The 24,910-nt window shown below is 66.9% G+C and carries 21 protein-coding genes; 14 read left to right on the top strand and 7 right to left on the bottom strand.

Annotated elements, in window-relative coordinates:
* The first annotated feature begins 512 nt into the window (after window positions 1–512).
* From prpE to AC5P5V_RS04150, 3 genes are all read left to right on the top strand, one after another.
* On the top strand, window positions 513–2,393 hold the full coding sequence (gene prpE, locus AC5P5V_RS04160) for a propionate--CoA ligase (RefSeq protein WP_005415430.1): 1,881 nt from the start codon (window positions 513–515) through the stop codon (window positions 2,391–2,393).
* Window positions 2,394–2,586: 193 nt separating this feature from the next.
* Window positions 2,587–3,090: a hypothetical protein gene (locus tag AC5P5V_RS04155; protein WP_005415431.1), complete on the top strand. Its 504-nt coding sequence runs from the start codon at window positions 2,587–2,589 to the stop codon at window positions 3,088–3,090.
* Window positions 3,091–3,136: 46 nt separating this feature from the next.
* Window positions 3,137–4,192 carry a suppressor of fused domain protein gene (locus AC5P5V_RS04150; RefSeq protein WP_231352564.1) on the top strand — a complete coding sequence of 352 codons (1,056 nt, stop codon included), beginning with the start codon at window positions 3,137–3,139 and terminating at the stop codon, window positions 4,190–4,192.
* A gap of 123 nt (window positions 4,193–4,315) precedes the next feature.
* Here AC5P5V_RS04150 and AC5P5V_RS04145 read toward each other — a convergent pair whose 3' ends face one another.
* From AC5P5V_RS04145 to AC5P5V_RS04125, 5 genes are all read right to left on the bottom strand, one after another.
* Window positions 4,316–4,927 (bottom strand): glutathione S-transferase N-terminal domain-containing protein, encoded by a 612-nt coding sequence (locus tag AC5P5V_RS04145; protein WP_231352565.1) that lies wholly within the window; start codon window positions 4,925–4,927, stop codon window positions 4,316–4,318.
* Window positions 4,928–5,011: 84 nt separating this feature from the next.
* Complete coding sequence (locus AC5P5V_RS04140; protein ID WP_004154513.1) at window positions 5,012–5,470, bottom strand: cell wall hydrolase; 459 nt, start codon at window positions 5,468–5,470, stop codon at window positions 5,012–5,014.
* 301 nt (window positions 5,471–5,771) lie between these two features.
* A complete protein-coding gene (locus tag AC5P5V_RS04135; RefSeq protein ID WP_061480598.1) occupies window positions 5,772–7,802 on the bottom strand; it encodes an NADPH-dependent 2,4-dienoyl-CoA reductase in 2,031 nt (676 codons plus the stop codon).
* Between the two features lie 134 nt (window positions 7,803–7,936).
* Window positions 7,937–8,569, bottom strand: a complete 633-nt coding sequence (gene yczE / locus AC5P5V_RS04130) for a membrane protein YczE (RefSeq protein WP_061480599.1) — start codon at window positions 8,567–8,569, stop codon at window positions 7,937–7,939.
* A 195-nt stretch (window positions 8,570–8,764) separates the two neighbouring features.
* The gene (locus AC5P5V_RS04125) at window positions 8,765–9,784 is read right to left on the bottom strand and encodes a zinc-binding alcohol dehydrogenase family protein (protein WP_061480600.1); all 1,020 of its coding nucleotides are present in this window, start codon (window positions 9,782–9,784) and stop codon (window positions 8,765–8,767) included.
* 357 nt (window positions 9,785–10,141) lie between these two features.
* Between AC5P5V_RS04125 and AC5P5V_RS04120 the strand changes: the two genes are divergently transcribed.
* The 4 genes from AC5P5V_RS04120 (at window position 10,142) to AC5P5V_RS04105 (ending at window position 13,205) form a co-directional block, all read left to right on the top strand.
* Window positions 10,142–11,233 (top strand): OmpA family protein, encoded by a 1,092-nt coding sequence (locus tag AC5P5V_RS04120; protein WP_049416163.1) that lies wholly within the window; start codon window positions 10,142–10,144, stop codon window positions 11,231–11,233.
* Between the two features lie 218 nt (window positions 11,234–11,451).
* A complete protein-coding gene (locus AC5P5V_RS04115) occupies window positions 11,452–11,958 on the top strand; it encodes a hypothetical protein (RefSeq protein WP_005408235.1) in 507 nt (168 codons plus the stop codon).
* Window positions 11,959–11,978: 20 nt separating this feature from the next.
* Window positions 11,979–12,785, top strand: a complete 807-nt coding sequence (locus AC5P5V_RS04110) for a pseudouridine synthase (RefSeq protein ID WP_061480602.1) — start codon at window positions 11,979–11,981, stop codon at window positions 12,783–12,785.
* Between the two features lie 84 nt (window positions 12,786–12,869).
* Window positions 12,870–13,205 carry a hypothetical protein gene (locus tag AC5P5V_RS04105; protein ID WP_134968339.1) on the top strand — a complete coding sequence of 112 codons (336 nt, stop codon included), beginning with the start codon at window positions 12,870–12,872 and terminating at the stop codon, window positions 13,203–13,205.
* Window positions 13,206–13,323: 118 nt separating this feature from the next.
* Here the strand turns inward: AC5P5V_RS04105 and kbl are convergent, their stop codons facing one another.
* On the bottom strand, window positions 13,324–14,532 hold the full coding sequence (kbl, locus tag AC5P5V_RS04100; protein WP_005415440.1) for a glycine C-acetyltransferase: 1,209 nt from the start codon (window positions 14,530–14,532) through the stop codon (window positions 13,324–13,326).
* Between the two features lie 200 nt (window positions 14,533–14,732).
* Here kbl and AC5P5V_RS04095 point away from each other — a divergent pair, with 200 nt between their 5' ends.
* Window positions 14,733–15,428: a TorF family putative porin gene (locus AC5P5V_RS04095; protein ID WP_061480603.1), complete on the top strand. Its 696-nt coding sequence runs from the start codon at window positions 14,733–14,735 to the stop codon at window positions 15,426–15,428.
* A 180-nt stretch (window positions 15,429–15,608) separates the two neighbouring features.
* Here AC5P5V_RS04095 and tdh read toward each other — a convergent pair whose 3' ends face one another.
* Window positions 15,609–16,631, bottom strand: a complete 1,023-nt coding sequence (gene tdh, locus AC5P5V_RS04090; RefSeq protein ID WP_005415442.1) for an L-threonine 3-dehydrogenase — start codon at window positions 16,629–16,631, stop codon at window positions 15,609–15,611.
* A 512-nt stretch (window positions 16,632–17,143) separates the two neighbouring features.
* Between tdh and AC5P5V_RS04085 the strand changes: the two genes are divergently transcribed.
* The 6 genes from AC5P5V_RS04085 to purF all read left to right on the top strand — a co-directional run bounded on the left by AC5P5V_RS04085 (window position 17,144) and on the right by purF (window position 24,903).
* Complete coding sequence (locus tag AC5P5V_RS04085) at window positions 17,144–19,306, top strand: S46 family peptidase (protein WP_061480604.1); 2,163 nt, start codon at window positions 17,144–17,146, stop codon at window positions 19,304–19,306.
* Between the two features lie 201 nt (window positions 19,307–19,507).
* The gene (locus tag AC5P5V_RS04080) at window positions 19,508–20,152 is read left to right on the top strand and encodes a histidine phosphatase family protein (protein ID WP_134968340.1); all 645 of its coding nucleotides are present in this window, start codon (window positions 19,508–19,510) and stop codon (window positions 20,150–20,152) included.
* Window positions 20,153–20,193: 41 nt separating this feature from the next.
* Entirely contained in the window at window positions 20,194–21,465 is a 1,272-nt protein-coding gene (folC, locus tag AC5P5V_RS04075; protein ID WP_065185782.1) for a bifunctional tetrahydrofolate synthase/dihydrofolate synthase, read from the top strand.
* Between the two features lie 80 nt (window positions 21,466–21,545).
* The gene (locus tag AC5P5V_RS04070; RefSeq protein WP_231352566.1) at window positions 21,546–22,580 is read left to right on the top strand and encodes an SPOR domain-containing protein; all 1,035 of its coding nucleotides are present in this window, start codon (window positions 21,546–21,548) and stop codon (window positions 22,578–22,580) included.
* 46 nt (window positions 22,581–22,626) lie between these two features.
* A complete protein-coding gene (locus AC5P5V_RS04065; protein WP_495215815.1) occupies window positions 22,627–23,406 on the top strand; it encodes a CvpA family protein in 780 nt (259 codons plus the stop codon).
* A gap of 30 nt (window positions 23,407–23,436) precedes the next feature.
* The gene (purF, locus tag AC5P5V_RS04060) at window positions 23,437–24,903 is read left to right on the top strand and encodes an amidophosphoribosyltransferase (RefSeq protein ID WP_049414284.1); all 1,467 of its coding nucleotides are present in this window, start codon (window positions 23,437–23,439) and stop codon (window positions 24,901–24,903) included.
* Window positions 24,904–24,910: the final 7 nt, after the last annotated feature.

The following is a 24,910-nucleotide window of genomic DNA, read 5'->3' as shown; positions in this document are numbered from 1 at the left end:
GGGGACGCCGCAAGTACGTCCGTGTAGGCTTGGCAGCCGCTTGCTCGTGTGCGCTTTCCTGCGCACACGGCAAGACCGGGGTTGGGCGTCCTGCCCAACCCGCCCGAGGCATGCCTCGGGCCCATGCGGCTGACACCCCGTACTCCGACACCGTCCCGCCTCTGACAGATTCCCGCGATCTGATGGATCCATGCTATGCGTGGATGGAATCTGTCAGATATCGAAATACATCCGGGGTCAGATCCGGCATGGCGGGCGTCGGATCGTGTCTGGGGCAGAGCCCCCTGAGTCAGGGAGCGGCCGCGAAGCGGCGGGGGTTTGGGTGTTGGTAAGTGGGGCCCGCGGTTCGCGCAGCGAAGCGTGGGAGCGGCAGCGCGCATGCGATGGCGCGTACCGAGGTGCAGGGCTGCAAGCCCTGCACAACAAACCCCACCCCCTACCAAGGTAGGGCGGCCCGCGCGCCAGCGCCGGACTATCCTCGAACCCATGACTTTGTCTGGGAGGGCTGCGTCATGAACTACGAGGAAACCTACCGTCGCTCGATCGACGAGCCGGAGGCGTTCTGGGGCGAGGAAGCCAAGCGCATCCATTGGCACAAACCGCCGCAGCAGGTGCTCGATTACAGCAACCCGCCGTTCCGGCGCTGGTTCGTCGGTGGTGAAACCAATCTCTGCTACAACGCCGTCGACCGCCACCTGGCAACGCGCGCCGACCAGCTCGCGCTGGTTGCGATTTCCACCGAAACCAACAGCACCCGCGAGATCACCTATCGCCAGCTGTATCGCGAAGTGAACGACTTCGCCGCCGTGCTCAAGCATCTCGGCGTCGGCCACGGTGACCGCGTGGTGATCTACATGCCGAACATGGCCGAAGCCGTGTTCGCGATGCTGGCCTGCGCGCGCATCGGTGCGGTGCACTCGGTGGTGTTCGGTGGCTTCGCCGCGCACAACCTGGCGCTGCGCATCGACGATGCGAAGCCGAAGTTGCTGATCGCAGCGGATGCCGGCATGCGCGGCGGCAAGCTGATTCCATACAAGCCGATGGTTGACGCGGCCTGCGCCGAAGCAGCTTCGCCGCCACCACACGTGCTGATCGTCTCGCGTGGGCTGGATGCCGCCGAACCCCGCGTGCCGGGTCGCGACGTGGACTACGCCGCGCTGCGTGCACAGGTTGGTGAAGTCGATGTGCCGGTGCAGTGGCTTGAAGCGAGCGAGCCGAGCTACCTGCTGTACACCTCCGGCACCACCGGCAAGCCGAAGGGCGTGCAGCGCGATGTCGGTGGTTACGCGGTGGCGATGGCGCAGTCGATGGAGACCGTGTTCGACTGCAAGCCGGGCCAGGTGATGTTCTCCACTTCCGACGTCGGCTGGGCGGTGGGCCACTCGTACAACGTGTACGGCCCGCTGATCGGTGGCTGCACCTCGTTGCTGTACGAGGGGCTGCCGACGAATCCGGACCCGGGTATCTGGTGGGCGCTGTGCGAACAGTACAACGTGCGCACCATGTTCTCCTCACCCACCGCCATCCGCGTGCTGAAGAAGCACGACGCGGACTTCATCCATCGCCACGACCTGCGCGCCCTGAAGTACCTGTTCCTGGCCGGCGAGCCGCTGGACGAACCCACCGCGCACTGGATCAGCGAAGCGCTGGGCAAGCCGATCATCGACAACTACTGGCAGACCGAAACCGGCTGGCCGGCACTGACCCTGCTGCCGGGCCTGGAGATGAAGCCGGTCCGCTTCGGTTCACCGGGCTTCCCCAATCTCGGCTATCGGATGAAGGTGATCGACGAGAACACCGGCGAGGAAGTGGCGCCGGGGCAGAAGGGCGTGCTGGTGGTGTCGCCGCCCTTGCCGCCGGGTTGCATGAGCACGGTGTGGAACGACGACAGTCGTTTCCTGCAGAGCTACTTCAGCCACTTCAAGGAACTGCTGTACAGCTCGCTGGACTGGGCGATCCGCGATGACGATGGCTATACCTTCATCCTCGGCCGTACCGACGATGTGATCAACGTGGCCGGGCATCGTCTGGGTACGCGCGAGATCGAGGAGGCCATCTCCAGCCACCCGCGCGTGGCCGAGGCTGCCGTGATCGGGGTCAAGGACGAGCTGAAGGGGCAGGTGCCGCTGGTGTTCGTCACCCTCAAGCAGGGGCTTGAGGGCGAGGATCCGGCGCCGGTGGTGGCCGAGATGATGGCGACGGTGACGACTTCGCTTGGTGCGGTCGCGCGCCCGGCGCATGTGCACGTGGTCAACGCGCTGCCCAAGACCCGTTCGGGCAAGCTGCTGCGGCGCTCGTTGCAGGCGTTGGCCGAGCAGCGTGACCCGGGCGACCTGTCGACGCTGGATGATCCCAGCGCGCTGGAGGAAATCCGCCGCGCGCTGGGCCGCTGACCTGCTTCTGTAGAACCGAGCCGATACTCGGCTCCGCATGCCTTGCCAAAGCAGCCGAGCATGGGCTCGGCTCTACAGGGGAGGCCGTTGCTGCACCGCAGCTTCCTCCCTGCAACCGGTGCGCTAAGCTCGGTTGCAGGGGAGCGTGCCCGCCAGGGCGCGCCGGCATTGCGCATCGAGGGAGGGGGAGGCAATGGCATTGCTGCACGCCAAGACGGCGGCTGGCCGTCAGGAAATCGAAGACCGTGGCCGGCGCCTGCCGGCGGCACTGCGTTCAATCCTGCTGATGGTCGATGGCCATCGCGATGACACCGAACTGCGTGGCCTGTTCGATGGCCTGCGCGCACCTCCGGATGCACTGGAGCAGCTGGCCGCACAGGGACTGATCGAGGTGATCGGCGGGAGCGTAGAGGCCGCTCCGGCGCGTGGCATCAGCACCGGCCGCGAACAGGACCCGGCGCTGTACCAGCAGTTGTACGACGCGATGAGCGAGGCGGTGCGGCGCCATCTGGGGCTGAAGGGCTACTTCATGCAGTTGAAGATCGAACGCTGCACCGATGCGCTGGCGTTGGAACGCCTTTGCCCGGAACTGCTGGCGGCGGTGGGCAAGGCGCGCAGCCCGGCGCTGGCCCAGCGCTGGTGGCAGGAAACCCAGTCCGCCGTAGTAAACGCTGGCAAAGAGGTCGTGCAGGCCTGAGCCACCGCGTAAAGTGATCGGTTCACTTTCCCACAAGGAGTCCCGCGTGCAGGACGACCACGATGACACCGACACCCCCGGCTGGGACGCGATCAATGCGGCGCTGGCGCCGCTGTATGCCGGGCAGGAGCCGCGACACTACGGCACCGCGCTTCCCTACACGCTCGGCGGCCAGGATCCGCTGGATGGCATCAGTGTGTACTGGGCGGATGCGCCGGTTCCGCATTGGCACTACATCACCTACGGTTTTTCCGAGCTGTATGCCAAGGAGAGCAGTGATGCTGCCGCCAGCGGCTATGGTTTCGAGCTGACGTTCCGTCTCGCTGCCGAAGCCGCTGAGAACGCCGACAGCACGCCGCCGGTGTGGCCGATGAACCTGCTGCAGAACCTGGCGCGTTATGTGTTCGGCAGCGGCAACGTGTTCGAGGATGGCCACCATCTGAATGCGAACGGCCCGATCGCACTGGAGACCGACACGCGGTTGTGCCACTTGGCCTTCATTGCCGACCCGCAGTTGCCGGCACGCGACACCGCCAATGGCCACCTGCAGTTCCTGCAGCTGGTCGGGCTGACCGATGAGGAGATGGAGGCGCTCAAGCGCTGGTCGACGCGTGGCGTGCTGCAGGCACTGCAGCCGGCGATGCCGCTGTGGATCAGCGACCTGCATCGCGGCAACCTGCTGGAAGATCCGGCATTGGCCGAACGGGTGAGGGCCGGCAGCGAGCGCGAGGGCTCCAGCACCGGCATGCTGTTCGTCGAGACGTTGGACTGGCGGCAGGAGGCGGGCGTCACCACGCTGGTGCTCGGCGCGGGCCAGGTCGCCAGCGTGTGCGAACTGCTGCCGCTGCGCCTGCGCCACGGAAAGTCGCTGGAACTGGTCAGTCGCGAGCGGCAATGGGCGTTCATTCCAGCCGGGCATGGCGACGTGGGCGAACTGTCGGCGGACAGCGCGCGCTGGGCGCTGAGCGAGGCGGGGCTGCGGGCCCTGGCCGGCGTGCGTGCCGAACGTGGCATCTACCCGTTGACGGAGGCGCTGCGCATCGACGTGGTGCCGACCTATCTGCGCGATGCCAAGGGCGAAGTGATCCGCCAGATCGGCTGAGTGTGAGGATGCAACGGATGGGGTCAGAGCCGCCTGCGGTACAGGCGGATCCGACCCCGCGTTTGGCAACCAGCGGGGTCAGATCCGTTCGACACGCAAACGGCCCTGACCCCCGGGTCATCCTCAGGCCAGGCCTTCGGCCTTCAGCGCGGCCTGCACGCCGGCATCGGCGTCCATGCGTGCCTTGTAGGCGGCCAGGTTGTCCAGGCCGGACAGATCAACCTTGGTACCGGCGGCCCAGCGCAGGGTGATGTAGAAGTACGGGTCGGCGAAGCTGCGGAAGCCGGCCAGCCAGGGCTTGTCGGCCAGCTGCCTGTCGGCGGTCTCGAACAGGCCACGCAGGCGCTTGTGCGCGGCGGCGCGGATCGCGTCGTACTGGCTCTCGTCGGCGATGAACTTGCCCGGCGCGAACAGCGGCGAGAAGGCCGGGTGCACGTCGGAATTGACGAAGGCCAGCCAGCGGGTGGCTTCGGCGCGCTGGCGCGGACTGCCATCACCGCCGAGGCCGGCCTGCGGGAAGCGGTCGGCGATGTAGCCCATGATCGCGGCGTTCTGCAGCAGCACGAAGTCGCCGTCGACCAGTGCGGGAACGGCACCGGCCGGGTTGATCTTGAGGAATTCCGGACCCTTCAGGGTGTCCTTGTTCAGCAGTTCAACCTCGAACGGCTGGCCGGTCCACTGCAGGGCGATGTGGTCGGCGGTGGAACAGGCACCGGGCTTGCTGTACAGCTTCATGGGAACTCCAGGTGATGCGGGCGGGAAACGCCCACTATCCCAGAGCCCGGCGGCGGCCGGCAACGCTGCCGCCAGCACGGATCGTTACGACTGCCGCGGCTTGAGGTTCTGCACCTTGTAGAAGGTGTGATCGCCGATGGTCGCCACCTGGTAGGCGTTGCGCCAGTTCGGGCTGGCGATGGACAGCGCGGCGAAGTGGCTGGCACCGGGCACGATCTCGCGGCGTTCGCCGGCCGGCAGCGCCCAGTTGCGCTCGGCGTCGAAGGCCACGTTCATCGCTTCGCTCCACGCCGCGTCATTGCCCAGCTGGGTGCCGGGGGAGACGATGGTCGGTGCGAACTGCTTGCGCGCGGTGACCACTTGGCACATCGAGTCGCCCCACAGGCCACTGTCGAGACGGCGCAGGGCAACCTCGGCAACGGCCTGCTGGCCGCGCAGGGTCTGGTCGCGGGCTTCCAGGTAGACGGTGGTGCTCAAACACAGTGAATCAGCGGCCGGCTGAGGCAGCAACTGCGACAGCCAGAGAATCCAGGCCAGTTTCATACAACTAACTCCTTGCTCCGTATGGGCCGCACCCTCCGGTTCCGGCCGCGGGGCGGCAGGAGGCGGGGGACGACTTGGCGTCATGGGGAGGCGGCCATCGGGGCCGCCCCGTGGGCAGCCCCAAAAGAAACGATCAGTACCGATCGTGGGGACTGCGCCGGCTCACCGGAAACTGGCTGGTGAGCGGAAAGATGGCGCAAGGTAGGGGGGCATAGCCGAACGCATCATGAACCGCTCGGCTTGACATTCAGGTTCAACCGGGGTGACGGAAATCACATTCCGTCCCCCATTCAGGCGCTCATCAGAGCGCGGCGGCGACCCGGCTGCCCTGGTCGATGGCGCGTTTCGCATCGAGTTCGGCGGCCACGTCGGCACCACCGATCAGCTGCGCGTTGATGCCGGCCGCCTGCAGTTCGGCCTGCAGCGTGCGGTTCGGTTCCTGCCCGGCGCAGATCACCACATGGTCGACCGGCAGCAGCTGTTCGCTGCCGTCCACGCGGATGCGCAGGCCCTCGTCGTCCACCCCCAGGTACTCGACGCCACCGAGCATGCGCACGCCCTTGGCCTTCAGTGTGGCGCGATGGATCCAGCCGGTGGTCTTGCCCAGCCGCGCGCCTGGCTTGCCCGGGCTGCGCTGCAGCAGCCACAAGCGCCGCGGTGACGGCTCGACCTGGGGCCGGCCCAGCGAGCCGCGTGCCTCGAAGCTGGCATCCACGCCCCATTCGGCCATCCAGCGCTGCGGATCCAGCGAGGGGGATTCACCGGCGTGGCTGAGGAATTCGCCGACATCGAAGCCGATGCCGCCGGCGCCGATGATCGCCGCATTGGCGCCCACTTCGACCCGTCCCAGCAGCACGTCCAGGTAGCTCACCACCTTGTCGTGATCGGCACCGGGGAAATCGACCTTGCGCGGGGTGATGCCGGTGGCCAGCACCACCTCGTCGAAGCCAGCCAGTTGGGAAGCGTCGACGCGGGTACCCAGGCGCAGCTGTACGCCGGTCTCCTGCAGCGCGTGGCGGAAGTAGCGCAGGGTCTCGTGGAACTCTTCCTTGCCGGGGATGCGCTTGGCCACGTTGAACTGGCCGCCGATCTCATCATTGGCATCGAACAGGGTGACCTGGTGGCCACGCTGGGCAGCGACAGTGGCGCAGGCCAGGCCGGCGGGGCCGGCACCGACCACCGCAACCTTCTTCGGCGTAGCCGTGGGACGATAGACCAGCTCGGTCTCGTGGGCGGCGCGCGGATTGACCAGGCAGCTGGCCAGCTTGTTCTCGAACACGTGGTCCAGGCAGGCCTGGTTGCAGGCGATGCAGGTGTTGATCGCCTCCGCGCGGCCGGCACGGGCCTTGTTCGGCCACTGCGGGTCGGCCAGCAGCGGGCGTGCCAGCGACACCATGTCGGCGCCGCCACCGGCCAGGATGCGTTCGGCAACGTCGGGCATGTTGATGCGGTTGGTCGCCACCAGCGGTACCTTCACATGCGGCTTGAGCTTGGCGGTGACGCCGGCAAAGGCCGCGCGCGGCACCGAGGTGGCGATGGTCGGAATGCGCGCTTCGTGCCAGCCGATGCCGGAATTGATGATCGTTGCGCCAGCCGCCTCGATCGCCTGCGCCTGTTGAACGATCTCGTCCCAGTCGCTGCCGTCGTCGACCAGATCCACCAGTGACAGGCGGTAGATGATGATGAAGTCCGGGCCGCAGGCCTCGCGGATGCGGCGCACGATCTCGACCGCGAAGCGCATGCGCTGGCGCGCGTCGCCGCCCCAGGCATCGGCGCGCTTGTTGGTGCGCGGGGCGATGAACTCGTTGATGAGGTAGCCCTCCGAGCCCATCACTTCCACGCCGTCGTAGCCGGCCTCGCGGGCCAGCTTGGCACTGCGAGCGTAGTCGGCGATATGGCGCTCTACTCCGCTGGCCGACAATGCGCGCGGGGTGAACGGGTTGATCGGTGCCTTCAGCTTCGACGGTGCCACCGACAACGGGTGGTAGGCATAGCGGCCGGCATGCAGCAGCTGCAGGCAGATCTTCGCGCCGTGCTGGTGCGCGGCGGCGGTGAGCTGGCGGTGCGGCCGCACTTCCCAGGGCCAGGACAGCTTGCCACCGAATGGCTTCAGCCAACCGACCACATTGGGCGCGAAGCCGCCGGTGACGATCAGGCCGACGCCGCCCTCGGCGCGCTCGGCGAAGTAGGCCGCCAGCCGCGGGAAGTCGCGGGCGCGATCTTCCAGGCCGGTGTGCATCGAACCCATCAATACGCGGTTGCGCAGCTGGGTGAAGCCCAGGTCCAGCGGGGCGAACAGGTGGGGATAGGCGCTTTCGTTGGCTGGCGACATGGTCGATACGCTTGCGTACGGAAGCGCGAAGCGTGCCGCGAAACGGCGGCCGGGGCAAGGGCCGCTTCTTTGGAAGGGCTGGCCGCTGTCTGACGGTTTGGTAGTGCTGGCCGCTGGCCGGCATTCCGGTCAACTCAGGGCGATTGCGGTTGCCGGCCAGCGGCCGGCACTACCGGCGCGGGTCGACCGATCCCGAACCAGCCCAGCGTCATTCCGCACAGCGGCCCGATCAGCAGGGCGAAGGCGAGGGTGCCGAGGCCGACATTGCCGCCCAGGCACCAGCCCAGCAGCAGTACGCTGCCTTCGATCAGGCTGCGCACCTTCCAGATCGGCCAGCCGGTACGAGCATGCAGACCGGTCATCAGACCATCGCGTGGCCCCGGGCCAAGGCGGGCACCGATGTACAGGCCGGTGGCCAGCGCCACCAGCAGCATGCCGCCACAGAACATCGCCAGCTGCCAGCCAAGGCCGACGGCCGGCGGCAGCAGCCACAGCCCGAACTGTGCGGAGGGGCCGATCAGCATCACGTTGAGCACGGTGCCGACGCCCGGCTTCTGCCGCAGCGGCCACCACAGCAGCAGCACCAATGCACCGATGGCATTGGTTGCCAAGCCGAATGACAGCGGCGTCTGCGCAGCGATGCCCTGCGACAGCACATCCCAGGGTGCCACGCCGATGGCGGCACGGATCATCAGCGAGGCGCCGAAGCCGTACAGGAACAGGCCGGTGATCAATTGCAGCAGGCGCAAGGGCAGGGCGGTGGGCATGGCGGTCCGGGGGGGCGAGGATCTGTTTCCACCGTATCGCTGTTTCTGCATCATCCATAGATACAGATGCCGGCCAATCCGTTGCTACAGGTAGCGTCGATCCTGCATGCGGGCGGTTGTGCAGGGCCGAGCCCGTGCTCTGCGGGTGGCGGCAGGCACAGCAGCCGAGCGTGGGCTCGGCTCTACATCACCGCGTCAGTCGTCCCAGCCGACCAGCGCCAGCTTGCCTACCGTGCGCCCGCTGGCCAGGCGCTGATGCGCGATGTCCAGGTTGGCCGCATTGATCGTGCCCAGCGTCTCCTTGAGCGTGCCACGCAGCTGGCCGGCATCGATCATGCTGGCCGCACGGCTGAGGATGCGGTGCTGTTCGATACAGTCGGCGGTGGCAAAGCGCGAACGCGCGAACATGAATTCCCAGTGGATGCCGATGCATTTGGCCTTGTAGGGATCGCCGATGCGCAGCGCACCCCGCGGCTCGACGATCAGGCCGACGTGGCCCTGCGGTGCCAGCAGCTGGCCCAGTTCATCCCAGTAGTGGTCGGTGTCGGCCAGATTGAGCGCGACCTGCACCGCATCGATGCCCAGCGCCCGCAACTGGGGCTGCAGTGGCTGCCGATGGTCGATCACATGCGTGGCCCCCATCTGCCGGCACCAGTCGATCGAGGCCTCGCGCGAGGCGGTGGCGATCACCTCGAAACCGGCATGGCGTGCCAGCTGGATCGCCATCGAGCCGACGCCGCCGGCGCCGCCGATCACCAGCAGGTGCTGGCCCACGTGGCGGCGGCCATCGAGCTGCAGCGGCATGCGCTGGAACAGCAGTTCCCAGGCTGTGAGAGTGGTCAACGGCAGCGCGGCCGCTTCAGCGAAATCGAGCGTGGTCGGCTTGCGCGCGACCAGGCGCTCATCAACCCACTGGTACTGGGCGTTGCAGCCCGGCCGGGTAACGTCACCGGCGAAGTAGACCTCGTCACCGGAGGCGAACAGGCTGGCCTCGTCACCGATGGCTTCGACCACGCCGGCTGCGTCCCAGCCGAGCACCCGGGGAACCTCAAGGGTGGCCGGATCGGTGGCGGCCCGCTGCTTGCCATCGACGGGGTTGACCGAAACCGCTTCGATTCGCACCAGCAGATCGCGGCCGCGAGGAGGCAGCGGCGGCGGCAGCAGGACATCACGCAGGGCGGGTGCGTATTCACGACTCAGGGCGACGGCTTTCATCACGGCTCCGGCTGGGTTCGTGATCCCATCATAAGGTTCCTCACGTTTCCTCAGACGCGCTGAACCGTGTGATGCAGCACGTTGCGCAATATGTCGCTTCTCGCGCCTAAACCCCGTCAAACCCTTGCAGCGTGTGGGTCTTGCGGATTTTCATCATCCTGTATAGGGTTTCAACGTCGGACCGGTGGACGGTCGGGCGCAACACTTCACATGTTACGGGACTGTTAACATGGCCTTCACCCGCCTGAGCATAATGTTCGCGGCGGTGGCGTGCTGAATCGGCTGTCGAACATCGACGCACTAGTGCTGGCCCATGCCTCTACCGGTTTCATACCCCCGAAATAGGAGCTGTACTCAATGAACAAGAAGATCCTTACTGCCGCGCTGCTGGGCGGCCTGGCTTTCGCCCAGGCAGCTTCGGCGCAGGAGTTCGATGACCGCTGGTACCTGACCGGTTCGGCCGGCTTCAACTTCCAGGACAGCGACCGTCTGACCAATGACGCTCCGTTCGTGACCCTGGGCCTGGGTAAGTTCATCAGCCCGAACTGGTCGCTGGACGGTGAGCTGAACTACCAGAACCCGAACTTCGACAGCAACCAGGACCTGAACTGGTCGCAGTACGGCGTCTCGCTGGACCTGCGTCGCCACTTCATCAAGGAAGGCCGCGGCTGGAACCCGTACATCGTCGGTGGCCTGGGCTACCAGAAGTCGGAAGAAGAGTACGCTGCGCTCGACAACAACGGCCCGCGCCAGCGTAAGGACGGCAATGTTGCCGCCAAGCTGGGCGTCGGCCTGCAGACCACCTTCGAGAAGCGTGTTGCTGTCCGCGCCGAAGTGGCCTACCGCGCTGACTTCGACGACCAGAGCATCGCCGCACGTGACGAGAGCTGGTTCGGCGACGTGCTGGCTTCGGTCGGCGTCGTGATCCCGCTGGGCCCGGCTCCGGTCGCGGCTGCTCCGGCTCCGGCTCCGGTTGCCCCGAGCTGCGCCGACCTGGACGACGACGGTGACGGCGTCAACAACTGCGACGACAAGTGCCCGAACTCGCAGCCGGGTCAGACCATCGGTCCGGACGGTTGCCCGGTTCCGGTCTCCATCGACCTGAAGGGCGTCAACTTCGACTTCGACAAGTCGAACCTGCGTCCGGACGCCGTGGCGATCCTGAGCGAAGCCACCGAGATCCTGAAGCGTTACCCGGATCTGCGCGTTGAAGTTGCCGGTCACACCGACTCGAAGGGTACCGACGCTTACAACCAGAAGCTGTCGGAGCGTCGTGCTACCGCCGTGTACAACTACCTGACCAAGAACGGCGTTGACGCCGGTCGCCTGGTCGGCCCGATCGGCTACGGCGAGAGCCGTCCGATTGCTCCGAACACCAACCCGGATGGTTCGGACAACCCGGAAGGTCGCGCCAAGAACCGTCGTACCGAGCTGAACGTCCAGAACTAAGTTCTGACGCTCTGCCCGTAGGACACAGCAGGACCCGGCTTCGGCCGGGTCTTGTTGTTTCTGCGGCCAGGAAGCTCGCCTGTGACGCGGCAACACAACCGTTCGTCGGTCTTTTGTCCGTAAAACCAACAAGTTGTCGTATTCATTGAAAGTGGCGCTTGAAAGCTGACGCGGCATTGCTAAACTCGCCGCGTCACTTCCTTCCGTGGATGCCCCTCATGCTGCGCTCTGCATCGGCCGCCGTCCTGGCGCTGGCCCTGGTTCCCGCCGCCCACGCTGCGGTCGATTGCTCGGTCAACACCAGCGCCTCGCCGCTGCCGTTGCCGGCCACGACTATCGCGCCAGTGGCCGACGAGCTGTACATCCGTGGCAACCAGCTGGGCATGCCGGCCGGTGTGCTGAGCAGCAACTACGACCCGTCGCAGTCGCTGGACCAGGTGCTGCAGCGCCTGCGCATCGACGGCTGCCAGAACATCGCCAAGGCCATTCCGAGCGCACCGGCGGTGAAGCCGAACGATCCGGCGGCCTACAAGCCGCAGACCGAATTCGACAACACGCCCTGGCGCTTCGACATGAGCCAGAACGGCAAGCGCATGACCGCCGAAGAGTTCGACGCCTGGATGAAGGCGCGCGGCGTTCGCGTGGTCAAGGCGCGTCCGGCTCCGGCCGCCACTCCGGCCCCGGCCGAAGCACCGGCTGAGACCAAGCCGGTCGACAAGAAGTAAGCGCCGCGGGGAGCAGAGGCTTGCGCACGCGCCGCCCGCCTGCCGCCCCCGCCGCCCGCTCCCGCGCACCGCGTGGGCGTGCGACTCCGAATGTATCCAGTGGCGTGCGCCATGGCCTGGCGCGCGTGCTGTCCAAGGCGGGTGTGTGCTCGCGCAGCGAGGCCGCGCGCTGGATTGCCGAAGGCCGGGTGCGCGTGTCCGGCCGCATCGTGCGCGACCCGGAATTTCCGATTGGCCAGCCGGTGCCGCCCATCGAGGTCGACGGCCAGCCGATGGGGGCGCCGCAGCGCCTGTACCTGATGCTCAACAAGCCGCGCGGGGTGGTCACCACGGCGCAGGACGAGCGTGGTCGCGACACCGTGTACCGCTGCTTCGATGGTGCCGGCCTGCCGTGGATCGCGCCGGTCGGGCGCCTGGACAAGGCCAGCGAAGGCTTGCTGTTGTTCAGCAATGATCCGCAGTGGGCGGCGCACCTGACCGATCCGGAGACCGGCCCGCAGAAGACCTATCACGTGCAGGTGGATCGTCTGCCCGATGACGCCACCCTGGCGGCACTGCAGACCGGCGTGGAGGATGAGGGGGATTTCCTCGCCGCCCGTGCCGTGCGCGTACTGCGCAGTGGCGACAAGACCGCATGGCTGGAGGTGGTCCTCGACGAGGGCCGCAACCGCCATATCCGCCGCCTGTTGGCGGCCTTCGACCTGCAGGTGCTGCGCCTGGTCCGGGTCGCGATCGGTGGGCTGCTGCTCGGCGATCTCGGCAAGGGCCAGTGGCGGGTTCTGCAGGTCAGCGACCAGCAGCGGCTGGGGGCCGCTGCACCGGGCTGATCATCGCCCGTGGCCGGCAGTTGCCGGCCGCCGTTCCAGGCGTAGGGGGCGCCTGGCTGTCGACTTTCCCGAACGGAGCCTGCCATGTACCACCCGACCCTCAATCAAACCCTGCGCTGTGCAGGCCTGCTGCTGCCGATGGTGCTGCTGGCCGCCTGCGGCGGCCACAAGAAGGTGGCCAAGGCGGAAACGCCTGCCGAGACCCCGGTGGTGGAAGTGAAAACCCCGCAGCTGGATGGTCGCGGCAGTTACCGCTTCCTGATGAGCAACGGCGACAAGAAGATGACCGCCGATGAGTTCGATGCCTGGATGAAGGCCAACGGCATCCGCGTTGCCAAGGGCAATGGCCAGGACGCTGCCGCCAAGCCGGTAGTGGTTGCCAGCAAGGAAGAGCCGAAGGGCAAGAAGAAAAAGAAATGACGCGCGTCGCGCGTCATTTCGGTAGCGCCGGGCCGTGCCCGGCGAGCGCATGGCGCGGCTTTCGGGAAATCGCCGGGCATGGCCCGGCGCTACCCCTGGGGATCCGACCCCGGTGCGGTCAGCCCTTGACCACGCCCAGTTCGACACCGATGCGGGTGAAGGCGTCGATTGCCCGGTCCAGGTGCTCGCGGCTGTGCGCAGCGCTGATCTGGGTACGGATGCGGGCCTGGCCCTTGGGCACCACCGGGAAGAAGAAACCGATGGCGTAGATGCCTTCTTCCAGCAGGCGCTCGGCGAACTTCTGCGCCAACGGTGCGTCATACAGCATCACCGGGCTGATCGGATGCACGCCCGGCTTCACGTCGAAACCGGCGGCGGTCATCTTTTCGCGGAAGTAGGCGGTGTTCTCGGCCAGGGTGCTGCGCAGGTCGTCAGCGGCCGCCAGCATTTCGAACGCCTTGATGCCGGCGGCTACCACGTGCGGCGGCAGCGAGTTGGAGAACAGGTACGGGCGCGAGCGCTGGCGCAGCAGTTCGATCACCTCGGCGCTGGCGCAGGTGAAGCCGCCCAGTGCGCCACCCATGGCCTTGCCCAGAGTGCCGGTGATGATGTCGATCTTCTCCAGCACGCCCTTGACCTCGGCCGAGCCGCGGCCGGTGGCACCGAGGAAGCCGGTGGCATGGCATTCGTCGATGTGTACCAGGGCGTTGTACTTCTTTGCCAGCGCGGTGATCTCGTCCAGCGGCGCGATGAAGCCGTCCATTGAGAACACGCCGTCGGTGGTGATCAGCTTGGTCTTGCAGCCGGCGGCATCGGCGGCCTGCAGCTGGGCTTCCAGATCGGCCATGTCACAGTTGGCGTAGCGGAAGCGCTTGGCCTTGCACAGACGCACGCCGTCGATGATCGAAGCATGGTTCAGTGCATCGGAAATGATTGCGTCGTTCTCGCCAAGCAGCGGCTCGAACAGGCCGCCGTTGGCATCGAAGCAGGCCGCGTACAGGATGGTGTCCTGCTTGCCGAAGAAGTCGGCGATCTGCTTCTCCAGCTGCTTGTGCAGGTCCTGGGTGCCGCAGATGAAGCGCACCGAGGCCATGCCGAAGCCGTGGGTATCGAGTGCGTCCTTGGCGGCCTGGATCAGGTCCGGATGGTCGGCCAGTCCCAGGTAGTTGTTGGCACAGAAATTCAGCACCTTGCGGCCGTCGTCGAGGGTGATCTCGGCCGACTGCGGGCTGGTGATGATCCGCTCGGACTTGAACAGGCCCTGGGCGCGGATGGCGTCCAGTTCCTCGGCGTAGTGGCGGGTCAGGGCGGAGGAGGCGTCGGTCATGGCGTGGGCACGGCTCTGAACGGGAAACCGCCGATTCTACCGGGCATCGCCGCTTGCCAACCGGCCCGGGCGGGGCATCGTCACGGCGGACACATGTTGCATCGCAATAGCAAACGGGTTAAAAATTCGTGAACCGGCGCTGTCCCGCTCCGGCCGCTCTCGCCTTCCGCGCCACGCCACCGCCCCCACCGGAGACGCTCATGAAGCACGCCCGTGCCTGCCTCGCCATTGCCGCTGCCTTGACCCTGGCCGCCCCGTTCACCGCCAGTGCGCAGGAAAACGAATCGCCGTACAGCTGGAACGTCACCGCCGTTTCCGATTACCTGTTCCGTGGTGTCTCGCAGACCGACGAAAAGCCGACCCTGCAGGCCGGTTTCACCTACACCTCGCCGGTCGGCCTGTATGCCGGTGTCTGGGGTTCGGGCGTCGACTTCGGTCCGGGCGACCCGAGCACTGAGGTGGACTACCAGATCGGCTACGGCGTTGACGTCACGCCCCGCGTCAATTTCGACGCGCTGCTGAACCGCTACACCTACCTCGGTGCCAGCGAGCTGAACTACAACGAGCTGATCACCACCACCACGCTGGACGAGACCTACAAGCTGACGGTGGCCTACACCAACGATGTCTGGAACAGCAGCACCGATGGCTGGTACTTCGGCCTGGGCGGCAGCTGGGGCCTGCCGAAGGACTTCACCCTGAATGCCAACGTCGGCCGCAGCACCTTCGAGGACGGCATCGCCAAGGACTATACCGACTGGAACGTCGGCGTCGAACGCCAGTTCGGCCTGTTCAACGTCGGCCTCGGCTACTACGGCACCGACGGCAACGGTCGCGACAACTCCGGCAAGCTGGCACACAGCCGCGTGCTGCTGACCGTGGCCGTCGGCAAGTAACCCTTGCTTCGGTAGGTGCCAGGCTTGCCTGGCACGCATTGCGAAAAAGGCGCCCATCGGGCGCCTTTTTCAGTTCCGCGGTGTTCTTGATCCCATCTGGGGAAGAGCCCCCTTGTTGTTCAAGGGGGCGCGCCAAAGGCGCGGGGAGAAGGAAACATGCGGGGGAATTGACCCTTCGGGTCAATTCCAGCTGAGCACGACCTTGCCGGCCTTGCCTTCTTCCATCAGGTCGAAGCCCTTCTGGAAGTCGTCGATCGGCAGCTGGTGGGTCATCACCTTGCCGAGCGGGAAGCCGGACAGCACCAGCTGGGTCATCTTGTACCAGGTCTCATACATCTTGCGGCCGTAGATGCCCTGCACGGTCAGGCCCTTGAAGATGATCTTGTCCCAGTCGCAGCCGGCACCCTTGGGCATGATGCCCAGCATGGCGATCTTGCCACCGTGGTACATGCAGTCGAGCATGTCGTTGAACGCACGCGGGTTGCCGCTCATTTCCAGGCCCACATCGAAGCCCTCCATGTGCAGTTCCTTCATCACGTCCTTCAGCGACTGGTTGGCGACGTTGACCACGCGGGTGGCACCCATGTCGGCGGCCAGCTTCAGGCGGAAGTCGTTGACGTCGGTCACCACCACGTTGCGCGCACCGATGTGCTTGCAGATGCCGGCAGCGATGATGCCGATCGGGCCCGCGCCGGTGATCAGCACGTCCTCACCGATCACGTCGAATTCCAGTGCGCAGTGCGCAGCGTTGCCGTACGGGTCGAAGAACGCGGCCAGCTCCGACGGGATCTGGTCCGGGATCGGCCACAGGTTGCTGGCCGGCATCACCATGTATTCGGCAAAGGCACCATTGACGTTGACGCCGATGCCGACGGTGTTCGGGCACAGGTGCGGGCGGCCGCCACGGCAGTTGCGGCAGTGGCCGCAGACGATGTGGCCTTCGGCCGAGACGCGCTGGCCGATCTCGTAGCCGGTCACGCCCGGGCCGATTTCGGCAATGCGGCCGACGAATTCATGGCCGATGGTCAGGCCCGGTTTGATCGTGCGCTGGCTCCACTCGTCCCACAGATAGATGTGCAGGTCGGTACCGCAGATCGCGGTCTTCTCGAGCTTGATCAACACCTGGTTGGGGCCCGGAGTCGGCACCGGAACCTCTTCCATCCAGATGCCCTTGGCTGCTTCGCGCTTGACCAGGGCCTTCATCGTTTGCTGCGCCATCGGGGTGGAACTCATCAGGGGGAAAGCGCGGATTATAGGGTGCCGCGCGGATTTCCCATGTTGCGCTGCGGGTGCAGTGGCGGAACGAAAGACGTGCGCCGGCGGGCGTTTCGAACGTGCTGCAAACAGCAGCGCCGCTTCGCTCGCCGGGCGTGGCTCGGCGCTACCGTCCGAGGCCAGGGGACTGTGGGGAGGCGAGAGGCCAGGCCGATGCAGGACCGTGAGCGCCATGGATGGCGCGACCGAGCCCCCATGGGTGAGGGCGCTTTGCTTGCGAAGCACTGCTTCGCAAGCGCCAGAACGCACAGCCGCCAGCGGCTGGGCCGGGCCGCGGAGCGGGGTTTACGGCGTGTCCTGCATCGGCCTGGCCTCCCGCCTCCGTCCGATCGCAGTGGAGACGCTGAACGGTGGAAGCATCCGATTGCATGACTTCCGGGGTTCGGGCCGGGGCAGGGCGGCGGGCTACAATCGAGGGTTCCACTACCAGGGGCCGCTCCATGCGCTCGAACCTGCTTGCATTTTCCATCGTCGCCAGCCTTGGGCTGGTCCAGGTCGCCCACGCCGCAGAAGGCATGTGGGTGCCGCAGCAGCTGCCGGAAATCGCCGGGCCGCTGCAGAAGGCCGGCCTGAAGCTGTCCCCGGAGCAGCTGGCCAACCTGACCGGTGACCCGATGGGTGCGGTGGTTGCGCTGGGCGGCTGCACCGCCAGCTTCGTCTCGCCGCAGGGCCTGGTGGTCACCAACCACCACTGCGCGTATGGCGCCATCCAGCTCAATTCGACCGCGCAGAAGAACCTGATCAAGGACGGCTTCAACGCGCCGACCCTGAAGGACGAACTGAGCGCCGGCCCGAACGCCCGCGTGTTCGTGCTCGACCAGATCACCGACGTCACCGCCCAGGCCAAGGCCGCCATCGCCGCCGCCGGCAACGACCCGCTGGCCCGCAGTCGCGCGCTGGACGCCTTCGACAAGGCCCAGGTTGCCGCCTGTGAAGCCGATGCCGGGTTCCGCTGCCGCCTGTACAGCTTCTCCGGCGGCAACACCTATCGCCTGTTCCGCAACATGGAAATCAAGGACGTGCGCCTGGTCTACGCGCCCCCGGGCAGCGTCGGCAAGTTCGGCGGCGACGTCGACAACTGGATGTGGCCGCGCCACACCGGCGATTTCTCGTTCTACCGCGCCTACGTCGGCAAGGACGGCAAGCCGGCCGCCTTCGCCGCCGACAACGTGCCGTACCAGCCCAAGCACTTCCTGAAGTTCGCCGACCAGCCGCTGGGCGCCGACGACTTCGTGATGGTGGCCGGCTACCCGGGCCGCACCAACCGCTACGCGCTGGCCGGTGAGTTCAACGAAACCGCCAGCTTCACCTACCCGACCATCGCCAAGCACTACAACGCCGTGCTGAAGATGATCGCCGACGCCGGCAAGGCCGACGCCGACGTCAAGGTGAAGTACGCCGCCACCGCCGCCAGCATGAACAACGTGGCCAAGAACTACCTGGGCCAGCTGGAAGGCTTCAAGCGCATCGACGCCGCCGGCCAGAAACAGGCGGAAGAGGCCGCCGTGCTGGCGTGGCTGAAGAAGCAGGGCGCTGCCGGCAAGCCCGCGCTGGCCGCACATGCGCAGCTGCTCAAGCATCTGGATACCAGCAAGTCGACCCGCGAACGCGACCTGTTCGTCGGCCAGTTCAACAACACCTCGGCCGTTGGCGCGGCGATCACCCTGTACCGCCTGTCGATCGAGCGCAGCAAGCCGGATGCCGAGCGCGAAGCCGGTTACCAGGAGCGCGACCTGACCACCATTGAAGGTGGCCTGAAGCAGATGGACCGCCGCTACGTGGCGAAGATGGACCAGCAGCTGCAGGCCTACTGGCTGGAGCAGTACGTGGCCCTGCCGGCCGCGCAGCGCGACAATGAAGTGCTGAACAAGTGGCTGGCCGGCAGCGATGCCAACGCAGTAAAGGCGCTGGTGGGCAAGCTGTCGGGCACCGAGCTCGGCAGCCTGGACGCACGCCTGAAATGGTTCAAGGCCGACCGTGCCGCATTTGAAGCCAGCAGCGATCCGGCCATCCAGTACGCCGTGGCTGTCATGCCGGCACTGCTGAAGCAGGAAGAGCAGAAGAAGATCCGCGAAGGCGAATCGCTGACCGCGCGTCCGCTGTACCTGCAGGCCGTGGCCGACTACAAGAAGAGCCAGGGCGAGTTCGTCTACCCGGACGCCAACCTGTCGCTGCGCATCACCTTCGGCAACGTCATGGGCTACGGCAAGGACGGCGTGAAGTACACCCCGTTCACCACCCTGGAAGGCGTGGCGGCGAAGGAAACCGGTGAAGATCCGTTCGATTCGCCGAAGGCGCTGCTCGACGCGGTCAAGGCCAAGCGTTATGGCGGCCTGGAAGACAAGCGCATCGGTTCGGTGCCGGTGAACTTCCTGTCCAACCTGGACATCACCGGTGGCAACTCGGGTTCGCCGGTGCTGGACGCCAACGGCAGGCTGGTCGGCCTGGCATTCGACGGCAACTGGGAATCGGTCAGCTCCAACTGGGTGTTCGACCCGGTGATGACCCGCATGATCGCCGTCGACAGCCGCTACATGCAGTGGATCATGCAGGAAGTGGCGCCGGCGCCGCAGCTGCTGAAGGAACTGAACCTGGCGAAATAAACCGGTTGCGGTAGTGCCGGCCGCTGGCCGGCAACCTCGACCAGACAGCCGGAGTTCTCGAAACCCCGCGACCCACGTCGCGGGGTTTTTTCATGCCCGCCCCGACCCGGTGCGCCGAACAGGTATCATCCGTGTTCCGCGCACTTCACAGGATGTGAACGAAACGCGGAAACCTCCTCCCCCCCAGGACCCCTTGCACGCATGCGCATCCTGCTTGCCCGCCACGGCGAAACGCCGTGGAACGCCGAAGGCCGCTACCAGGGCCAGATCGACATCCCGCTTTCGCCGATCGGCGAAGCCCAGGCCCAGGCCCTGGGTGCCCGCCTGGCCTCGGTGGACATCACCCGTGCCGTTGCCTCGCCGCTGTCGCGCGCGCAGCGCACCGCGCAGCTGGCACTGGGTGCCGCCCGTGTCGACATGCTGCTGACCGAGCCGGAGCTGCAGGAAATCGCCCATGGTGAGTGGGAAGGCCTGCTGGCCAGCGAGATCCACGAGAAGGATCCGTCGCGCCTGAAGGCGTGGCGCGAGGAGCCGGATACCGTGCTGATGCCCGGCGGCGAATCGCTGCGCCTGGTGCTGGAGCGCAGCTGGCGCGGCCTGGCCCGCGCCACCGACGGCCTCGGCGAGCACGACACCCTGCTGGTGGTCGCCCACGACGCGGTGAACCGCGTGATCCTGTGCAAGGTGCTGGGCCTGCCGATCTCCCGCCTGTGGACCTTCCGCCAGGCACCGACCACGCTCAACCTGCTCGAAGGCGCCGACCTTGACAGCCTGGAAGTGGTGCGCCTGAACGACTGCGCCCACCACACGCCGTTCTTCGGCGAAGCCAAGCACCGCGCACTCTGATCGATCCCCTCGCACCAACTGCTTCTGCTGGAACCGCTGCCGTGACGAACACCCCGACCACCCTGGCCGACTGGCTGGACTACATTGAACGCCAGCATCCGGCGAGCATCGACATGGGCCTGGAGCGCGTGCGCGCCGTGGCCACGGCGATGGGCCTGGGGGCGCCGGGCAAGCGCACCATCGTGGTCGGTGGCACCAACGGCAAGGGCTCCACCGTGGCCTTCATCGAAGCCATTGCACGTGCCGCCGGCTGGAAGGTCGGCGCGTACACCTCGCCGCACCTGCTGCGCTACAACGAGCGCGTGCGCATCGACGGCCAGGACGTGGACGATGCCGCGCTGGTCGCTGCGTTCAGTGCGGTCGAGGCCGCGCGTGGCGAGACCACGCTGACCTATTTCGAGTACGGCACGCTGGCTGCGCTGCAGCTGTTCGCCGACGCCGGGCTGGACCTGGCGGTGCTGGAAGTGGGCCTGGGCGGCCGCCTGGATGCGGTCAACATCGTCGACGCCGACGTGGCGGTGATCACCACCGTGGACATCGACCACGCGGAATGGCTGGGCGAGGACCGCGAGGCGATCGGCACCGAGAAGGCCGGCATCATCCGCGGCTGGAAGCCGGTGATCCTGGGCGAGACCGACCCGCCCTCGAGCGTGCTCGCGCGTGCCTACCTGGTCGGTGCCAACGCGATCCGCGGCGGCAGCGATTACTTCTACGAGCCGATCGACGCCCAGCGCTGGCGCTGGCGCGATGTCGGCCTGCGCATGGAACTGCCGACCCCGGCGCTGGCCGGCCCGATCCAGCTGGCCAATGCCGGTGCGGCCATCGCCGCGCTGCGCGCGCTGGACAAGCCGGTGCCGCGCGCGGCGTGGGCCGCCGGTATCGCGGCGGCGCGCATTCCGGGCCGCCTGCAGGCGTTCGAGCGTGGCGGTGTGCAGATCCGCGTCGACGTCGGGCACAACCCGCAGGCGGCGGGCCAGCTGGCGCGCGCGCTGAAGGCCGAGGCGTCGGCCGGGCGCACCTTGGCGGTGTATGCCGCATTGCAGGACAAGGACGCGGTGGGTGTGGTGCAGGCATTGCAGGGCGTGGTTGCCGAGTGGACCCTTGCCGGCCTGGACGGCCCACGTGGCCAGAGTGCCGACCAGTTGCAGGCGCGCCTGGCCGAGACCGCTGCTGGCAGCGCGCAGCTGGCCGCTTCGGTCGAACAGGCGCTGGCGCAGGTACTGGCCCGGGCCGAGCGCGGTGACCGCGTACTGGTGTTTGGCTCCTTCCATACCGCTGCCGCCGCATTGCAGTGGTTGCAGGGCAGCGCCTGAGCCACGTTCAGCCAATCCCGACGCCGTCCGGTCCGGCACCCGTATAATCGACCGCAACCTCCGGACAGTTGCCGCCTCACGTGGATACGCCTCTGAAACAGCGTCTGATTGGTGCCATCGTGCTGGTTGCACTGGCCGTGATTTTCCTGCCGATGCTGGTCAAGGGGCCTGCACCGGACAGCGGCGTGGCCTCGGTGCCGATCGCCGCGCCGGATGCACCGGCCGATGGCCAGTTCGAAACCCGTGAACTGCCGCTGGTGGCCCCGGCCGGTGGGGCTACCGGCCTGCAGACCGGGCAGGCCAAGCCGCTGCAGGAAGCCGCCACGCCGGCCACGCCACCGACCGTGGACACGTCCCCGGCGGTTGCCGCCGGCAACTACGCCGTCACTTTCGGCGCATACGGCAGCAAGGCCGACGCCGATGCCGTGATCGCCTACCTGCAGCGCTCGCAGCTGCCGGGCTTCGCAGAAGCGACTACCATCAACGGCCGTCAGGCATGGCGTGTGCGCGTGGGGCCGTATGCCGACCGTGCACAGGCCGAGGCGGCCCGGCTGCAGGCGGTGAAGATCCGCGCCGATGTGAAGGCCGAAGTGATCACCCTGGATGCCGCAACGGGCAGCAGCGCCCCTGTGGCAGCTACCCCGGCACCGGCACCGGCACCGGCTACGCCAAGTGCCAGTACCCCGTCGGCAGCCACCTCGCCGTCCGCCAGCAGCAACCCGGTGCGCAGCGAAAGCCTGCCGCCGACTGCGACGGCCACTCCGGCGGCCAAGCCCGAGCCGCCGAAGCCCGAAGCCCCGAAGTCCGAGCCGAAGCCGGAGGCCACCGCCAGCAAGCCGGCGACGGCACCGACCACGCCGGCTGCACCGGCGGCCAGCGGCGTCGGCTTCGCCGTGCAGCTGGGCGCGTTCGGTCAGGCCAGCGATGCCAATGCGCTGCGTGACAAGGTCCGTGCTGCCGGCTTCAGCGCCTTCGTCGAGCAGGTGCGTACCGAAAAGGGCACCCTGCATCGCGTCCGTGTCGGACCGGTGGCCAACCGGGCTGACGCCGAACAGCTGAAGGCGCAGGTCGCCGCCAAGGTTGGCGTCGCCGGCATGGTCCGACCGCACCCATGACCGACGCGCAGGCCCGTTGCCAGCGCCGCCGAAGGAGCGGGGCGCCATGATCGACGTGGTGCTGCTGATCGTGATCGCCGCCTCGACCCTGCTCGGGATGCTGCGTGGCTTCGTGGGAATCGTCATCGGCACGTTGTCGTGGCTGCTGGCCGCGTGGGCGGCCTTCGCCTTCGGCAACGATGCCGCGCGCTGGTGGGCGGCGCCCGCCGCACCTGGCGGCGAACATTTCGTCGGCGGCTACCTGGGCGTGGGCATTGGCGTGATGATCGTGGTCGCGGTGATCGGCATGGTCATCAAGGCGATGATCCACCGCAGCATGCTGACCAGCCTGGACCGGTTGCTGGGCGGTGTACTGGGGGCCGTGCGAGGTGGCCTGATCGCGGCGATCCTGGTGCTGCTGGCCGGCTTCACCCCGCTGACCGCCGAGCCCTCCTGGAAGCGCTCGGCGGTTCGCCCGGTGCTGAATCCGGCCGTGACCTGGATGAACGGGAAGCTGCCGTGCTGGCAGGTACCGGGCGCCGATATGCTGCCCAAGGCCTTGCCGACCGACATGCTGTCCCCATCTGCATTGATGGAAATGGGGAAGAACGCAGGCGCCGGGTTGGGAAAGCCGGGCGCGGCAGGCGATAATGGCATCCTTAACCAGGTAGTGGCAGGCAGCGGATGGCTGCGGCCTGCGAAAGCGGAACAGGGCGATGCATACGATCCGGCCGAAGTGCGCCCGGACGCCCCAGCACTGCCGGACAGTATCGAGCCGGACGATCCGGCCAATGTCGACCGCAGGCGCGGCGACCACCGCGGCCAGGTACGGCCACCTTCCTTGTAACTGGGCACAGCCCAGCGGAGACCTCGCACCATGTGTGGCATCGTCGGAATCGTCGGCAACCAGAACGTCGCCGGGCAGTTGTATGACGGCTTGACCGTTCTCCAGCACCGCGGCCAGGACGCGGCAGGTATCGCCACCGCCAATGGCAGCCGCCTGCGGGTGCAGAAGGCCACCGGCCTGGTCCGCGATGTGTTCGACGCCCGTACCATGTCCACGCTGGAAGGCAGCGTCGGCATCGCGCACGTGCGCTATCCGACGGCAGGTTCGGAAGGCATGGACGAGGCACAGCCGTTCTACGTGAATTCGCCTTACGGCATCGCGCTGGCCCACAACGGCAACCTGATCAACACCGAGGCGCTGCGCCAGCAGGTGTTCGAACAGGACCGGCGCAACGTCAACACCGATTCGGACAGCGAAGTGCTGTTGAACGTGTTCGCCTACGAACTGGAGCAGCAGCGCCAGCTCAGCCCGGAAGCCGCGATCCGCGCGGTGGCCGGCGTGCATCGCCGCTGCAAGGGCGGCTATGCAGTGGTCAGCGTGGTGCTGGGCCTGGGCCTGGTGGCCTTCCGCGACCCGCATGGCATCCGCCCGCTGGTGCTGGGCAAGCGCAGCCACGCAGAAGGCGACGAGTACATCGTGGCGTCCGAATCGGCCGCACTGGACGTGCTGGGTTTCCAGCGCGTGCGTGACGTGCAGCCGGGCGAAGCGCTGGTGATCACCGCGCGCGGCGAGCTGTTCTCGGAAATCTGCGCCGAGCCGGCCGAGCACACACCATGCATCTTCGAATACGTGTACTTCGCACGCCCGGATTCGATGATCGACAACGTCTCGGTGCACAAGGCACGCATGCGCATGGGCATCAAGCTGGGCGAGAAGATCCTGCGCCTGCGCCCGGACCATGACATCGACACCATCATCCCGATCCCGGATACCTCGCGCGATGCCGCGCTGGAGATCTCCAATGTGCTCGGGGTGAAGTACCGCGAAGGCTTCATCAAGAACCGCTACATCGGCCGCACCTTCATCATGCCGGGGCAGGGTGAACGCGTGAAGTCGGTGCGCCGCAAGCTCAACCCGATCCACCTGGAGTTCCGCAACCGCGTGGTGCTGCTGGTGGACGATTCGATCGTGCGTGGCACCACCAGCCAGCAGATCGTGCAGATGGCCCGTGATGCCGGCGCGCGCAAGGTCTACCTGGCCAGCGCCGCGCCGCCGGTGCGTTACCCGAACATCTACGGCATCGACATGCCGGCGGCCGAAGAGCTGGTCGCGCACAACCGCACGGTGGAAGAGATCGAGGCCCACCTGGGCTGCGACTGGCTGATCTACCAGGACCTGGAAGACATGGAAGCGGCGGTGAGCGAAGGCAACCCGGCGCTGCGCAGCTTCGATTCGTCCTGCTTCAACGGCCACTACCCGACCGGTATCGAGCCGGGCTACTTCGAGCGCATCCAGCAGTTGCGTTCGGACGATGCCAAGCACAAGCGTCGCGCCTGAGGATCAG

The sequence above is a fragment of the Stenotrophomonas sp. YJH_SMC_130 genome (genome assembly GCF_059369035.1).
The sequence above is the reverse complement of the archived record's forward strand: the minus strand, read 5'-3'. Positions and strand labels throughout refer to the sequence as shown.

What these genes read in the sequence shown, in the direction of transcription:
- prpE (WP_005415430.1), top strand. Translation starts at nt 513, where the DNA reads ATGAACTACGAGGAAACCTACCGTCGCTCGATCGACGAGCCGGAGGCG.
- AC5P5V_RS04155 (WP_005415431.1), top strand. Translation starts at nt 2,587, where the DNA reads ATGGCATTGCTGCACGCCAAGACGGCGGCTGGCCGTCAGGAAATCGAA.
- AC5P5V_RS04145 (WP_231352565.1), bottom strand. Translation starts at nt 4,927, where the DNA reads ATGAAGCTGTACAGCAAGCCCGGTGCCTGTTCCACCGCCGACCACATC.
- AC5P5V_RS04140 (WP_004154513.1), bottom strand. Translation starts at nt 5,470, where the DNA reads ATGAAACTGGCCTGGATTCTCTGGCTGTCGCAGTTGCTGCCTCAGCCG.
- AC5P5V_RS04135 (WP_061480598.1), bottom strand. Translation starts at nt 7,802, where the DNA reads ATGTCGCCAGCCAACGAAAGCGCCTATCCCCACCTGTTCGCCCCGCTG.
- yczE (WP_061480599.1), bottom strand. Translation starts at nt 8,569, where the DNA reads ATGCCCACCGCCCTGCCCTTGCGCCTGCTGCAATTGATCACCGGCCTG.
- AC5P5V_RS04125 (WP_061480600.1), bottom strand. Translation starts at nt 9,784, where the DNA reads ATGAAAGCCGTCGCCCTGAGTCGTGAATACGCACCCGCCCTGCGTGAT.
- AC5P5V_RS04120 (WP_049416163.1), top strand. Translation starts at nt 10,142, where the DNA reads ATGAACAAGAAGATCCTTACTGCCGCGCTGCTGGGCGGCCTGGCTTTC.
- AC5P5V_RS04115 (WP_005408235.1), top strand. Translation starts at nt 11,452, where the DNA reads ATGCTGCGCTCTGCATCGGCCGCCGTCCTGGCGCTGGCCCTGGTTCCC.
- AC5P5V_RS04105 (WP_134968339.1), top strand. Translation starts at nt 12,870, where the DNA reads ATGTACCACCCGACCCTCAATCAAACCCTGCGCTGTGCAGGCCTGCTG.
- kbl (WP_005415440.1), bottom strand. Translation starts at nt 14,532, where the DNA reads ATGACCGACGCCTCCTCCGCCCTGACCCGCCACTACGCCGAGGAACTG.
- AC5P5V_RS04095 (WP_061480603.1), top strand. Translation starts at nt 14,733, where the DNA reads ATGAAGCACGCCCGTGCCTGCCTCGCCATTGCCGCTGCCTTGACCCTG.
- tdh (WP_005415442.1), bottom strand. Translation starts at nt 16,631, where the DNA reads ATGAAGGCCCTGGTCAAGCGCGAAGCAGCCAAGGGCATCTGGATGGAA.
- AC5P5V_RS04085 (WP_061480604.1), top strand. Translation starts at nt 17,144, where the DNA reads ATGCGCTCGAACCTGCTTGCATTTTCCATCGTCGCCAGCCTTGGGCTG.
- AC5P5V_RS04080 (WP_134968340.1), top strand. Translation starts at nt 19,508, where the DNA reads ATGCGCATCCTGCTTGCCCGCCACGGCGAAACGCCGTGGAACGCCGAA.
- AC5P5V_RS04065 (WP_495215815.1), top strand. Translation starts at nt 22,627, where the DNA reads ATGATCGACGTGGTGCTGCTGATCGTGATCGCCGCCTCGACCCTGCTC.
- purF (WP_049414284.1), top strand. Translation starts at nt 23,437, where the DNA reads ATGTGTGGCATCGTCGGAATCGTCGGCAACCAGAACGTCGCCGGGCAG.